The 14,150-nt window shown below is 59.0% G+C and carries 5 protein-coding genes and 1 pseudogene; 1 reads left to right on the top strand and 5 read right to left on the bottom strand.

Translation table 11 applies throughout. The features are described 5' to 3' along the window. The first annotated feature begins 41 nt into the window (after positions 1 to 41). The gene (locus VB780_RS11630) at positions 42 to 3,128 is read left to right on the top strand and encodes a filamentous hemagglutinin N-terminal domain-containing protein (protein ID WP_323351318.1); all 3,087 of its coding nucleotides are present in this window, start codon (positions 42 to 44) and stop codon (positions 3,126 to 3,128) included. 2 nt (positions 3,129 to 3,130) lie between these two features. Here VB780_RS11630 and VB780_RS11625 read toward each other — a convergent pair whose 3' ends face one another. From VB780_RS11625 to VB780_RS11605, 5 genes and pseudogenes are all read right to left on the bottom strand, one after another. Then, positions 3,131 to 5,701: a CHAT domain-containing protein gene (locus tag VB780_RS11625; protein WP_323351317.1), complete on the bottom strand. Its 2,571-nt coding sequence runs from the start codon at positions 5,699 to 5,701 to the stop codon at positions 3,131 to 3,133. Between the two features lie 43 nt (positions 5,702 to 5,744). Beyond that, entirely contained in the window at positions 5,745 to 8,315 is a 2,571-nt protein-coding gene (locus VB780_RS11620; protein WP_323351316.1) for an Ig-like domain-containing protein, read from the bottom strand. A 293-nt stretch (positions 8,316 to 8,608) separates the two neighbouring features. Beyond that, positions 8,609 to 10,618: a hypothetical protein gene (locus VB780_RS11615; RefSeq protein WP_323351315.1), complete on the bottom strand. Its 2,010-nt coding sequence runs from the start codon at positions 10,616 to 10,618 to the stop codon at positions 8,609 to 8,611. Positions 10,619 to 10,782: 164 nt separating this feature from the next. Then, positions 10,783 to 13,320 carry a choice-of-anchor Q domain-containing protein gene (locus VB780_RS11610; protein WP_323351314.1) on the bottom strand — a complete coding sequence of 846 codons (2,538 nt, stop codon included), beginning with the start codon at positions 13,318 to 13,320 and terminating at the stop codon, positions 10,783 to 10,785. A 743-nt stretch (positions 13,321 to 14,063) separates the two neighbouring features. Then, positions 14,064 to 14,150, bottom strand: a pseudogene (locus VB780_RS11605) (IS5/IS1182 family transposase); the annotation flags it as partial.

Genomic DNA, 14,150 nt, shown 5'->3' with positions numbered 1-14,150 from the left:
CGCCATTCTGTGACCCGTGCCCCCGTTCAAAGGATGCGACCGTGCCCAATCCTTACGCCCACCCTGGCTGGCCCGCTGTAGCCCTCAGCCTGCTCAGCCTCGTGATGCCCGGCTCCAACGCCCAGGCCCAGATCACCCCCGACGCCAGTCTGGGGAGCGAAGCCTCTACTATTAACACCACCACAGTCAACGGCAGCCCCGCCGAGTTGATCGAGGCCGGTGCCCAGCGGGGTGGCAGCCTGTTTCACAGCTTCTCCGATTTCAATGTGCTAGACGGGCAGCAGGTGTATTTTGCCAACCCTGGCGGGGTCGATCGCATCTTTAGCCGGGTCACCGGGGCCAACCCCTCCGAGATTCTCGGTACTCTGGGGGTACTGGGAGCTGCGGACTTGTTTTTGCTCAACCCGAATGGTGTAGTGTTTGGCCCCAATGCGGCGCTGGATCTGAGTGGTTCGCTGGTAGTGAGTAGCGCCGATAGCGTGCTGTTTGAGAACAACCTGCGGTTTAGCGCCAGCAACCCCCAGGCCCCGCCGCTGCTGACGATTGGTGTGCCCCTGGGGCTGCAAATGGGGGCGCAGCCGGGGCCGCTGATCAATACATCCTTCGGGGGACTGGCGGTGCCCGGTCAAAAGACCCTGGCCTTTGTGGGCGGCGAGGTGGTTTTAGACAACAGCCTGTTGCTGGCCCCAGGGGGCAGAGTTGAACTCGCTGGGCTGGGGGAAAATGCCGTTCTTGGGCTTGAGGCCACTGGTTCAAACTACGCCCTGGCGGCGGTTTCAGATCAGAGCCTACGCCCGGTGCGGTTGATCAACGGCGCAGTGGTGGAGATAACCGGCGAGGGGGCGAGCAATCTACAGATTCAAGGGAGCCGCATTAGTATCACCGAAGGCGCTGCCCTGCTGGCCTTTAACGTGGGCGACATTGACGGGGGGCAAGTGGTGTTGACGGCTCCAGAAAACATTCTTCTATCGGGCACTCTGCCCAATGGCCTAGCCGGGGGCATTTTGCTGCGCCCCTTTGGGGGCACGGGGGCTGGCCTAGACCTAACGATCAACACGGGCACGCTGACCATTGAATCGGGGGCTATTATCTCAGCTTCAACCTTTGGGGCGGGCCAGGCTGGGGATGTAACCATCAACGCTACCGAGGCCGTCAATGTGATCGGTACCCTGGGCAGCGGCGTTTTTCCGAGCGGCATCTTTGCCAGTTCGCAGGCGACGGGTGACGGCGGCAACATTGCAATTAACACCGCTCAGCTGCGCGTGCTCCAGGGAGCCTACATCGGCGTTGACAACCAGAGCCAGGGGGCCAGCGGCAATGTTGTTATCGACGCTGCCGAGTTTGTGGAAATCGAGGGTGCGATCGCAACGCCTCAGTTTCCTACGGGTGAAAGCTGGAGCAGCATCAGCGCGTTTACCGTCGGTGAAACAGCTGCAGGTCAAATTAGTCTGACCACGGGCCGTCTCTCGTTGACCAATGGTGGGCAAATCGTCGCGGGAACGGTGGGCGATGGCGAAAGTGGCAACATTTTTATTGAGGCTACAGATCTGATCGAGATTGCTGGAATTTCGCCAGGCCGAACAGCTACAAGTGTCATCAGCAGCCAAACCCAGGGACGTGGCAATGCCGGAAACATTGCCCTTTCTACCCCTCGATTACTGTTGCAACGGGATGGACAAATCAACAACGACACCATCGGCCAGGGGAATGGTGGCACCATCGACATCAACGCCATCGACATTGAAATCGATGGCCGACAGTCGTCGGGCCAGGGGTTTTCTACGGCTATTTCTGCTGAAACCCGCGCAGCAGACGGGGGCAATGGAGGACAACTGTTGCTGCGCGGCAACCGCCTAGTGGTTCGTGATGGTGGGGTTATTTCTGCCACCACCCAGGGCACTGGCAATAGTGGCAACCTTGATTTGCAAATTCAAGACTCTATAGTGGTCATGGGGCGCAATGCAGCCGAGCAGCTGTCGCGGATTGAAAGTCAAGTCACTCAACCGGCTGCGGGCAATGGCGGCAATGTGGTGATTGAAACCGGGCGGCTAACGGTGCAAGACGATGGGCAAATTGTGGCTTCTACCCTAGGGGCGGGCGATGCGGGTAGCGTTATTATTCGCGCGCGGGACTGGATTGAGGTGCAGGGACATGGCTCGACGGCGATCGCCCCAGCTTCTGGAGGCAGCCCAACGGGGAGAGGCACGTTTACAGCGATCGCCGTTGACTCCTCTAGTAGCGCCACGGGCAACGCAGGCAGCCTCGATCTGGTGGCCCCCAGTCTTACCGTGCGGGATGGGGCGGGACTCTTTGTGGGTAGCGCCAACACCACTGCCGGAGATTTGCGCATTTCGGCCAGGGTACTAGCGCTACTGAATGGTGGGCGTCTCTCGGCGGAAACCCTGGGCATTGCCGGGGGCAACATTGCCCTCAACGACTTGGCCCTGTTGGTGCTGCGTAACGGCAGCAGCATTTCAGCTCGGGCGGGCAACGCCGCCAACGGGGGCAATATTGCCATTAACGCCCCCAACGGCTTTGTGGTGGCGGTGTCTGTAGAAAACAGCGACATCCTCGCCAGCGCCGAGTTGGGCAACGGGGGCAACATCGGCATCACCGCCCAGGGGGTGTTTGGCCTGGTGGTCAACTCCTCCCCCGATCGCCTGGCCATCAGCGAAATCAACGCCAGTTCTGAGGCGGGCATTGCGGGCACCGTCGCAATCAGCAATCCTGATGTGACCCTACAGCCGGGGACGACGCTGCCCGCCGACTTCAGCCCCCCGCCTCTGGCCCAGGGCTGCGGCGTCAGCGCCAGCGCAAGTCGGTTTACTAACGTTGGCCGGGGCGGGGTGCCCACTAACCCCACCGATCCGCTCACGCCCAATGCCCTGTGGCACGACTTTTTGGATCTGGAAGGGCAGGCGGAAGCACCAGCGGCGATCGCCCAGCCCCAACCTACCAGCGCTGCCACAAACCCAAGCGATCGCGATTCAAACACCTCCACCGCCGCCTCACCCCTTCGCGAGGCCCAGGGTTGGCAGCGTGATGCCAATGGCACCGTGTATCTGGTGGCTCAGGGAACGGGTACCCCCGCCCGCCTCGGCTCTGTAGCCTGCGCCCCAACGCCCTAGATCTACAGCCAATTCCCCAACAGCACGTAGGGAGCCCAATATCGAGGATGCCGGTAATTTGAGTCTTGCAGCAGCGCCAGCTGAGCCTCTTGCAGAGCGGCGGCCTTCGAGTTACCGGGCTGCACCAGGGCCTGGTAAAACTGACCCATAAATTCGGCCCCCGACTGATCGTCCAGGTTCCACAGCGAGGCCAGCGTGCTGCGGGATCCAGCCTCCACGGCAATGCCCGCCAAACCCAGGGTGGCGCGGCTGTCGCCCGCCGCCGTTTCGCAGGCGCTTAGCACCAGTAGCTCGATCGCCCCGGTAGTAATGTCATCGCGCGATCGCAGCAGCTCTCGCAGCTCGTTGAGCAAAATGGGCCGATCCCAGGCCAGCACAAAGGTCTCGTCTAGGTTAGAGCTGAACTGACCGTGGGTGGCTAGGTGCACCACCGGAAACGGGGTCTGCTCCAGCTCGGTTTGCAAAGTTTGGGTGGTAAAACCCTGGTCGAGTAGCACCTGTCCGGTTGCCTTAGCCCGAATGGTTTCGATCTCTGCGCCGACATTGCTCAGAGCGCTGAAGCCGTGGCGGGCCTCTGTCAGCCCTGCGGCCAGCACCGCCAGAGACTCCGATCGCAGCGGCTGCGGGTTTAGCAGCTGTAGCCCAGGAGCCAGGGCCACCTGGTAGGTCTCGATCAGGTAGCGATCGCCGTCATACAGCGCCGCCATAGGAATGTTGCGCAGCGCCCCATCCAGCACAAACACCAGCGTCTGCACCTGCTGCTGGGCCAGCTCCGCTGCCAAGGGGGCAATCAGCCAACCGTAGAGTTCGGCCCCCAGCGCCTTCCCCTGGGGCGAGGTCAAGGGTTTGCCCAGCTCCCGCAGCCAGCGGGTGGTTTGGGCTTCAACCTGCTGCCGCCCCACTGGTACTGTATGTTGGGCCAGGGGCCGATTTGGCAGACTGAGAATGATCTCTAGTCGATCCTCCAGCACGATCGGGTGAATTACCGCTGTCGCTGTTTGGTCCACCGCATCTAGGGCCACGCTCTGGCCCTCCAGACAGGCGGTGCGAAAGAAATTGTCCAGCTCCGCCAGTCGCAGCGCTTCGATTACCTGGCGTGCCAGGGCCAGCTGCTCAGGGCCAGCCCCCTCAGAAGAGACCAGCAGCAGGTCTAAAAATTCTCGATAGAGCGGCTCAACTCCCTCTCGAAATGAGAACTGGAGGTCGGGGCCGGTGGCTACTAGGTCACGGCGCAGCGACTGAAGGGTGACAAAAGCGGCATTGTAGGTCGCGATCGCCTGCTCCGTCTGGTTTTGCGCCTTGAGAATGCGCCCCAGCTGCCACTGCCATCGATAAGTCACGTCAGCGGCCTGAAGTGATTGGGCCAGCCGTAACGCCTGCTCGGTTAGCGATTGAGCCTCGGGCCAGCGATCGCGCTTTTCGTAGAGGTTTGCCAGGTAACCCAGGGCGTAGGCCTCGGCCCGCTGGTCTTGCAGGCGCTGGGCCTGCTGCACCGCATTCGCCAACTGCTGGGCTGCCGCCCCGTCGTTAGCGGGATTAGCACTCAGTAGATCGGCATAGTTGATCTGGGCGTAGATGGCCGATCGCCCCTCGGGCAGCTCCGATATTGTTGCTGCGATCGCCGACCCCTGGGCCGCCGCTAGCCCCTCATCTTGCAACCGCTGCAACCGCAGCTGATTGAGCTGGGCCTGCACCCGCAGCAGCGGGTCGGTCGCCGTCGTCGCCGCTTGGGCGTATAACTCAGCCGCGTCCTCCAGATTTTGCTGGACCTGGGCGGTGTTGCCCAAGCTCAGCCACAGGCCAGCCAGGATGTCGGCCTGCTCAGCAGTGGGGAGCTGAGCCACCAGCGCCACGGCCTCTGCCAAGACCTGCTGCGACTGGTCAACCTGACCGATCGCCCGCCACACATTCCCCAGACTTTGCAGACCTAAAACTTTGGCGCTGGAGACCGGCTGCTGCGCCAGGCCAATGGCCACAGCCTCTAAGGTGCGCCGGGCCTGGAGGTACAGCCCCAGAGATTGCTCCGCCTGGGCACGGTTGATCAGGCTGCCCTGGCGGCGGGGCTCATCGCCAGCGGCGGCAAAGGCATCGGCAGCCCCTTGCCAGGCGGCGATCGCCCTCTCAATCTGCCCCAGGGAAAATTGCAGATTGCCCTGGGTGTTGAGCACCTGGCCCAAAATTTGCTGCTGGAAAGTGGTTTGGGGTGGGCTATTTTGCCAGAGTTGCAGGCTGGTGGCGATCGCCGCCTCAGCCGCCTCGCCCTGCCCTAGCTGGTGGTGGGCCAGGGCCAGATAGCTCAGCACCAGCGATCGCTGGGCAACATCCCCCCGCTGAGCCAGATCAGTGGCGGCCCGCTGCCACACCTGCTCCGCCTGGGTGTACTGCCCCGCCTGGTAGAACCCTTGGCCCTGCTGAATCAGCGGCAGACTGGCGACGGCGAGCGATCTGCCCGTGCCTACCAGCGTCAAAGGCACCGAGTGTAGGGGGGCGATCGCCAGACTCAGGGCCAGCAGCAAACCGGCGATCGCCCAACCCAGCCGCCGCAGATGCCCGTTGCACAGCCAATTTTTCATGGCCTTATTCTACGGCAGTCGCCTTGGCTGACACCACGGCTACTTAAACCAGCAGGTTCTGGCCCAGCACGAGTTGATCTGGTGCTATGCCGTTAAGGGTAACCAGGGGAGTAAACTCAGCGGTGCCATCGGGGCTGACCTGCACCTCAGTTCTGCCGCCGCTAAACACAAACTGTAGGTAGTTGTCGGCAATGGGATCGGTGCCTGAATAGTTCAGCTGACCAAACAGATCGCGCAGATCTAAGACATCATTGCCATTCATGAAGTCTTGAATGGTGTCGCCTGCATCGTCGAGGGCAGTGTAGACATAGCGATCGTCCCCGGTACCGCCAATCAGCAGATCGCGACCGGGGCCACCTACCAACACATCATTTTGGGAGCCGCCGTTGAGCCAGTCATCGCCTGCACCACCGTAAAGCATGTCGTCTTCGGCATCACCATACAGCCGGTCATTGCCCTCCCCGCCAAAAACCTGGTCGTCCCCCGCGCCGCCGCGCAGGATATCGTTGCCGCCCTGGCCATAGAGCCAGTCATTACCGGCTCTGCCATTGATTGAGTTATCGGTGTCGGTACCTATCAAGGTATCGGCCTCGCGGGTACCATCCAGGGCCAGCGGGCTGACCAAAATCGTCACGGTAGCGGGGTGGCTGGTGCCTTCTACACCGTCACTCACCTGGTAGGTAAAGGTGTCAGGGCCGCTAAAGTTGAGGGCAGCGGTGTAGGTCAAAGTACCATTGAGGTTCTGTTGCAGAGTCCCGTGGGTAGGCTGGGTGAACGCTGCGATAGTGAGGGCGTCGCCATCGCCATCGGTGTCGTTACTGAGCACCGCCAGTTCTACAGAGGCTCCTTCCATCACGGTGGCAGCGTCGTCTTGGGCGACGGGCCGGTGGCCATACTCCACCGCGCCGATGTCGGCATAGCCACGCTTGCGGGCGATCCCTCGCTGGTCGGTAGCCGGGAAGAAGGGCGATCGCACCGCATCTATGGCAGAGCTACCGGGCAGCAGAGCCATAGTTTGAGTAGGGCCACCGTTGTCTTGCAGCGGCCCCAGCTTGGGGTCAAGGGGGCTAAACCAGGTGCCTACCTGATCGCCTTTGAGGCCGTGAACAAAGCCAGGCTTGTCCTGACCAATGCCAATCAGGTTGTGGCCTCGGGTGAAAAACTCCCCATCCAGGTCGGCCGCAACTGATGGTATCGACTCTGTCCCATTGGTAGCAATAATGCTGTGGCCAACCTCGGCCTGATAGGTGGTGCTGATACCGCCGCCTCGAATCGCCCCATTGTTGGCGATAGTGCTATTGGTGACGGTTAGTTTGCTGGTGTTAAAAATACCGCCGCCCTCCAAGGCAGAATTTTGGGTAAAAGTGGCGTTGGTCAGCTTAGTGTTGCTTTTATCTAGAAAAATGCCGCCGCCCTTCTCCCCTGCTTCGTTGGCGTTGAAAGTAGTGTTTTGAATCACAACAGCGTTGAGATCTCTTTGAAAATCTGGCACATCTAGATATAGATACAAAGTGCCAATGCCACCGCCCCAGCGCTCGGCTCTGTTGCCGCTAAAGGTGCTGTTGTTGACCGTGAAAGTTTTAGAGCCTGTCCCCATAAAGGATTGGGTAATGCCGCCTCCGTAAATTGCTTCATTGTTGTAAAACTGGCTGTTTTCGATGGTGCCAGCCCGCCCAAGAATGGCCTCGATCGCGCCACCGCCTACCCGTGCAACATTGCTCTCAAACGTGCTGTTGGTGACGGCGGCTTCTATAGCCCGTGCCCAAATGCCGCCCCCGTGGGACGCCTGATTATGTTTGAAGGTGCTGTCGCTGACTTTTAGGGTGCCTGGGGTATCGCTATAGACTGCACCACCGACCCGCTGACCCACATTGCCGATAAAAACGCAGTGGTTTAGCGTTAAATCGCTATTGGTTAGAATAGCGCCGCCATCGAGGGCAAATCCCTGGGTTAGGGTGAGATGATTCAAGGTGACTGGGGCCTGCCTGGCAATCGTAAAAATTCTAGAGGCCTGGTTACCGCTGAGGGCGATCGCCCCACCCTCGGCTCCATGAATCGTCAGGGCATCAGTAATGGTAATCTGGGTGCCCGACAGCGTCAGGGTGCCGCTCAGCCCTGGGGCAAAGGAAATCTCATCGGCTCCCTGCTGGGCATTGGCTGCCAGCACCGCCTCCCGCAGGGTCAGCACCCCGTCGTTGGCATCTACAGTATCGGCCAGGCTGGTGACAATAAAGGGTAGGGGTGCCCCATTTTTACCTGCTAGCAGCGCCGCTGCCCCCTGGTTAATGGTGCTGCCCACGATCGCCTTCACCACAGTGTCAGGCACCAGGCCCGGCTGGGTTAGAGAGGGTGTGTCTGGTCTGCCGCCCGTCGCCCCGGCTGGGTGCTCCCAAGTAGAAAGATCAAGACTGTTGAGGCTTGGGGGCAGGATGGTACCATTCCCTGGCAAAGATAGGTCGAGAACGCTCGAAAGATCGTCGTTCTCGACACACTCCAGTTCTGGCTCGTGGGTCAGATCAAGCTGAAAAGGGCGATCGCCTAATGCTTGAATCAGACTATTAAGTTTGAGGCCAAAGGGTCTGGGATTGCTTGCGCTGTTAGCATTGTCAGCCATGTCTAAATCTCCTGGGTGGGTTTACCCGCGTTAAGAATTTCATGTCTCTCTCCCAGGGTTTTACGGGCAACCCATGGGAGGTATGCAGGGCTAACTTTTTCGTCCCAGCGCCTCTAACCAAAATGAAAAACCGGCTTGGGATCTGTGGTTTTTTAGATCCCAAACTGGTCTTGCTTTGAAAATTGCCCCCAAAAGGGGTACATCGCTTTATGGATGCGCTCTATGGTTTTCGTCGTTGGGGTTTCGCCGGGCGGCATAGACGATTGGTTTACCAAGCTTCAGGCAATAAAGTCCTAGGAGATGATCTGAGTGATGTCGGTATCGACCAGCATCGTGGCCCCGTTGGAGGTGTATTCCACAAACAAATTGTTGTTCAAACTGGCAATGCCGCTGGCTACCCAACCCTGCCCGCCAGACACTACCGTATCGCCAGCGTTGCCCTGCACAATCAGCTGATTGGTCTCATCCGACAGCGCCAGCACGTCGAACCGGGTCAGGGCTAGCCCATTGTTGCCCGAGCCGGTGAGGTCGATCTCTTCGATGCCTAAAATCTTAGGGTTGCCCACCTTAGTCAAATCGAGGGCTACATTACTACCGTCAATGCGCAGGGTATCCATCCCCGTCCCGCCGTTGATCCGCATAAAGTTGGCATCTCGAATAGCAATTACGTCGTCTCCAGCCCCGCCGTAAAGCACATCGCGGCCACCGTTACCGATCAGAGTATCGTTGCCGGTTCCACCGACAAAAGTGTCGGCCAAGGCGCTGCCGGTCAGAGTGTCGTCTCCCGCCTGTCCCTGCTGCGTCACCGACTGGGTGAAGTCGCCACCGTAGATCACGTAGGATTTGCCAGAAAATGATCCATTGGGGTCAGCACCTTGGGCTCCCACAATCAGATCATCGAAGCCATCGCCATTTACGTCCCCAGCATTGCTGACGGAATAGCCGGAAGAATCCCTAGCGGTTTCACCATGGATAGCAAACCCGCCAATGCCTGCGGCCACCTGGCTTAAATTCACCACACTGCCATCGGCTTTGCCAAAGACCACGTAGGATTTGCCAGAGTTCTCCCCATTGGGATCAGCCCAAACAGCTCCCACAATCAGATCATCGAAACTATCGCCATTCACATCCCCGGCATTACTGACGGAAATGCCGGAAAAATCACTAGCCGCTTCGCCCTGGATAGCAAACCCGCCAATGCCTGCGGCCACCTGGCTTAAATTCACGGCACTACCATCCGCTTTGCCAAAAACCACGTAGGATTTGCCAGAGGAATGTCCATTGGGGTCGGCACCATAGGCTCCCACAATTAGGTCATCGAAGCCATCGCCGTTCACATCCCCAGCATTGCTGACAGAATAGCCAGAATTATCATAAATAGCTTCGCCTTGGATGACAAACCCGCTAATGCCTGCGGCCACCTGGCTTAAATTCACGGCACTGCCATCCGCTTTGCCAAAAACCACGTAGGATTTGCCAGAGGCCTCTCCATTGGGATCAGCCCCAAAAGCTCCTAAAATCACATCGTCAAAGCTATCACCGTTCACATCCCCGGCACTGCTGACAGACTGGCCGGAATGATCATAAGCGGCTTCGCCCTGGATGGCATAGCCGCCAACCCCTTTTGCGATTTGGGTTAACTCAACTGTGGGCAAGTTTTGAAAGCGAAAGTAGGAAGCGTCTAAGTCTAGGGCATAGGCATTAAACGCTAGAACAGCAATCAATTCATCGGCTTCGTCACCGGGTTTGTTCAGGTAAATGGCTGTGCCATCCGCAGTCGATAAAAGCAGGTAGTCGCTCTTTTGACCAGCCAGCTGAATGACATCCTGATTGGGGTCGAAATCATGGATGAAGGCGTGGTCTGGGGTACCTGAATTAGTGCTGTTTTGGTCGTCGTAGAGCACGCCGAAGTAGCTGCCCAGCACAAAGGTGTCGGCCCCTGCGCCGCCGGTCAATTGATCAACTTCGCCGGGGGTAGAGGCACTGCTGCCCTGGAGCCAGTCGTTGCCATCGCCGCCCAAGAGGCTGTCATTGCCGGGGCCACCCAAGAGGCTGTCGTTGCCCGCCCCGCCATCCAAGGTGTCGTCGCCGGGGCCACCCAGTAGTTGGTCGTTGCCGGGGCCGCCAGAGAGGCTGTCGTTACCCAGGCCACCGTCGAGATAGTCATTGTTGTTGCCGCCAGAGAGGCTGTCGTCGCCGCCCAGACCAAAGAGATGATCGTTGCCGTCTAACCCCTGGAGGGTGTCGTTGAATTGGGTGCCCAAGAGGGTATCGTTACCCGCGCTGCCGGTAATGCGTGCCATGTCAAAGTCTCCTAGGGGGAATGCTGTTACAACGGAGGTGTCCGCTGGTGAAGTTTTGCGGGCGACGGTTTGGGGTTATGCAGGGCCACGCCCAAACGGGTTGACCGATCGCCCACTACCCCGGTGCAACCCCATTTAGCATGGTCAGTGTGACAAAGCCAGCGCTATCTCAGACCATTGATCTGTACTGTGGCGGTGCTGGTGTTGCCCTTGGCGTCGCGCACGGTGTAGGTAAAGCGATCGCTTGAGGACAACCCCAAACCAGTTGCTGTATAAGTGAAGGTGCTCTGGCTGCTGCGCACCAGCAAGCCGTGCTGAGGCCGGGAGAAATTTACCAGCTCCAGGCGATCGCCCTCGGGGTCAGCGTCATTGTCCAGGGGGCTAAACATCAGCCGCCGACCGGTCAGCGTCAAGGTATCGTTGCGGGCGATGGGGGCCAGGTTGAGGTGCTCGTAGGCACCAATGTCGGCCAGGGGGCTGCGCGGCACGTCCCGCTGATCGGTAGTTAGGGTGCGATCGCCTGGGTCGGCCATGGCAATGGCCGGGCTGCCAGGCCGTAGGGCGTGGGTCCAGGTCGGCCCACCATTATCGGCCAGGGGCAAGATCTGGGGGTCGAGCGGTTGCTGGGGAGTGCCGATGCGATCGCCTCTGACCCCCGGCATAAACCCACTGCTGCCATCCGGCGCGGCGGTGGCAATCAGGTTGTGCCCCAGGCTGATCACCCGCCCCCATACGCTCCCCCCCCGATGCTCGGTAATGATAGTGTGCTTTACAGTAGTGATTGCATTATTGCCGGCTGAGACCGGGCTGTAGAGACCCACTATGGTCCACCCCGGTTTCTGGGAGTCGGTGAAAATAGTGCTAGCGCGCAGATCCAGAATGTTGAAGTTGTCGATTTGGCCAGTGGTAGCGCTGTTGCTGCTAAAGGTGCTGTTGGCGATGGTAGTGGTGCCAATATTAATCAGCGCTCCACCCAACAATCCGCCGTTGTTGCTGTAGAGTGTGCTGCTGCGAATTGTCAGTGTCCCCCGGTTGTGAATACCGCCACCGGTTTCATCAGCGCTGTTGTGCTCTAGGGTGCTGTTAATTAGCTCTAGGGTCGCGCCGTTGCCATTGGCGATGCCGCCTCCGAATCGGCCCTGGTTGTTGCGTACAACGCTGTGGCTGAGGCGCAGTCGGCCCCGATTACGCAGGCCGCCGCCACCCATGTCGCCATCCGATGAAAAGTAGCTATTGCCGCCTGCGATCGTAAGCCCTGACAGGTCGGCGACCCCGCTGGGAGCGATATCCAGCCCTCGGGATCGGTTGCTGCGCCCGTTGATGATTAACTGGTCGGCTCCCGGCCCCTGAACGGTTAGGGTCTTGTTGATTTCGAGCTGACCCAGCTGCAGCGCAATGGTACCGCTGAGTCCTGGCGCAAAGGTTACCGTGCCGCCGTCGTCAATGTAGCGCAGTGCCTCCCGCAGAGAGACATTGCCCGCGGCAAAATTGCGGTTGTCCTCATCTACCAGGGTATCGACAGTAATGGCGCTAAAAGCCACCTCGTAGGCTCCAATATCCGCCGTTTCGCCTCGGGCCATACCCCGTTGGTCAAGGGCCGAGGCCGAGGCCACATCCCCCGAGCCCCGAGCCACGCTATTGACCAGCAGGCCGTGGGTCCAGGTCAATCCGCCGTTGTCTTGCAGCGGCCCCAGCCGTGGGTCAATGGGGCTAGTCGCGGTGCCCACCAAGTGGCTACGGCTAAAGCCGCTGCTGCCGGTGTAGTCGCCAATCAGGTTTGCCCCACCATCGACTACAGGGCCAGAGATATTGGCATGGATGGCTCCGGTCTCGCGATCGCCTGAACGATCCACATTGCGCGCCACAATGGTGTTTTGCAGTTCCACTCGACTGGTGCCCACATAGATACCGCCGCCGTTACCCACCCCGGTTTCCTGGCTGTCGGCCGTGTTGAAGGCGATCGTGCTGCTTTTGGCCACCAAATTGCCGCTGCTGTTGTCAATACCGCCCCCTAGCAAGTAGGCCGTATTGCCACTGAGGGTGCTGTTTACAAGCGAAAGACTACCGTGGTTGGCAATGCCGCCACCGCCAAAACGCGATATATTGCCCGCCACGGTGCTGTTTACCAAATTCAATCGGCCTCGGTTAAAAATGCCGCCGCCCAACTGCTGGGCCTTGCTGTTTTGCACCGTGCTATCGGTCAGCGTCAGCGTACCGTCGTTGAGAATGCCGCCTCCATGAGCAGCCTGTCCTTGGGCGAGTGTCAGCCGGTTGAGTTTAACAGTGGCCCCAGGGGCGATCGCAAACACACGAGATTTCTCGCCGCCGCTAATCACAAGATTGGCGTTGCTGCCATCAATGGTGACCTCGTGCCGCAGCTCTAGCTGACTCGACAGCTGAATTGTTGTTGGCATCCATGCAGGTTCGTAAGGCAGCACAGGAAGATCAAAAATGATGCGGTTGACGTCAGCATTGCTGTTAGCCATGGCGATGGCCTCCCGCAGCGTCAACACCTCATCGTTAGCATCTACCCCATCAGCGGTACTCGTAACCGTGAGAACCGTTGCCACCGCCGCCGGGCTAGGAAGCCCTACCTCCGCCTCAGCAATCAACGGGCTGGCCAGCGAAGATAACTGAGGACGAGGTGCCAGGTGATCTGAGAAGTTGAGAGGAGCAGCAAAAATTAATAAGTCCAGCAGCATCACAGGCCTCCCTTTGAGAACGGTTGTTAGGCTGCTATACGGGTAAGAGCATCGGCTTATGCAACAACATCTGCTCTGGTTGACTGACAAGACTAATCGGCAACATAGCAGTACGTGTGTATTTTGAACTCAATTCGATAGGTGCGCTGCTCGTGCTGTTTGCGAGATGCCCGAGCGGGTTCAGGATCGTGGTTATGGGTGAAACGGACGTGACGGATTAGTGACCACCCGTTCTCTAAGGCCGCTTTCACCCAATCCCAACCAATGCGAAAGTAGCTATTACCGCGAAACCAATGGGGGTCAACCCAAAGCTCGCAAAGCTAAGAAAGTCAACGTCTAGGTTAACCAGGCAACACAGCTTGATAGTCTGGCGCTTAATCTGACACGTATTCATCTACTGGCCCGCAGTGGCAGTAATGAGTCGGTGGCCCAGCACCTGGTGAGAGAAAGCCAGGTCTTCGTTGAGTGAGCGGTGCTCGGGATTGACTTGAAAACAGACATAGCCTTTGCCGATAACCTGGCTGACCTACAACGGTTGCTCGGTCAATGGAAGTTGGGGATGGTCGAATCTGTGGGTCAATGAGGCTAAGCGCCAGGAGATGGCAACTCTGGCTCAGCCGTGGTGCGATCGCCTTGAGCGGGTCGAATGGCCATCGCGTTTACGGGCAGGGGGAGTTGCTAGCAAGTTGAGGGCGATCTTCTTAGAGGGTGTTTGAAAAGTCGGATGGGGTCAAAAATCATGCTAATCGCCTGACCATGATACGGATCATGGCGAGGTAAATGAGGGTTTCCGATGTTTCCGGCAACCGTTCGTAGTCTCGCACCAAGCG

Origin of the sequence: Leptolyngbya sp. CCNP1308, assembly GCF_034932455.1 — a bacterium.
Classification (GTDB): Bacteria; Cyanobacteriota; Cyanobacteriia; order Phormidesmidales; family Phormidesmidaceae; genus Nodosilinea.
This window is presented reverse-complemented; position numbering and strand designations above follow the sequence as displayed.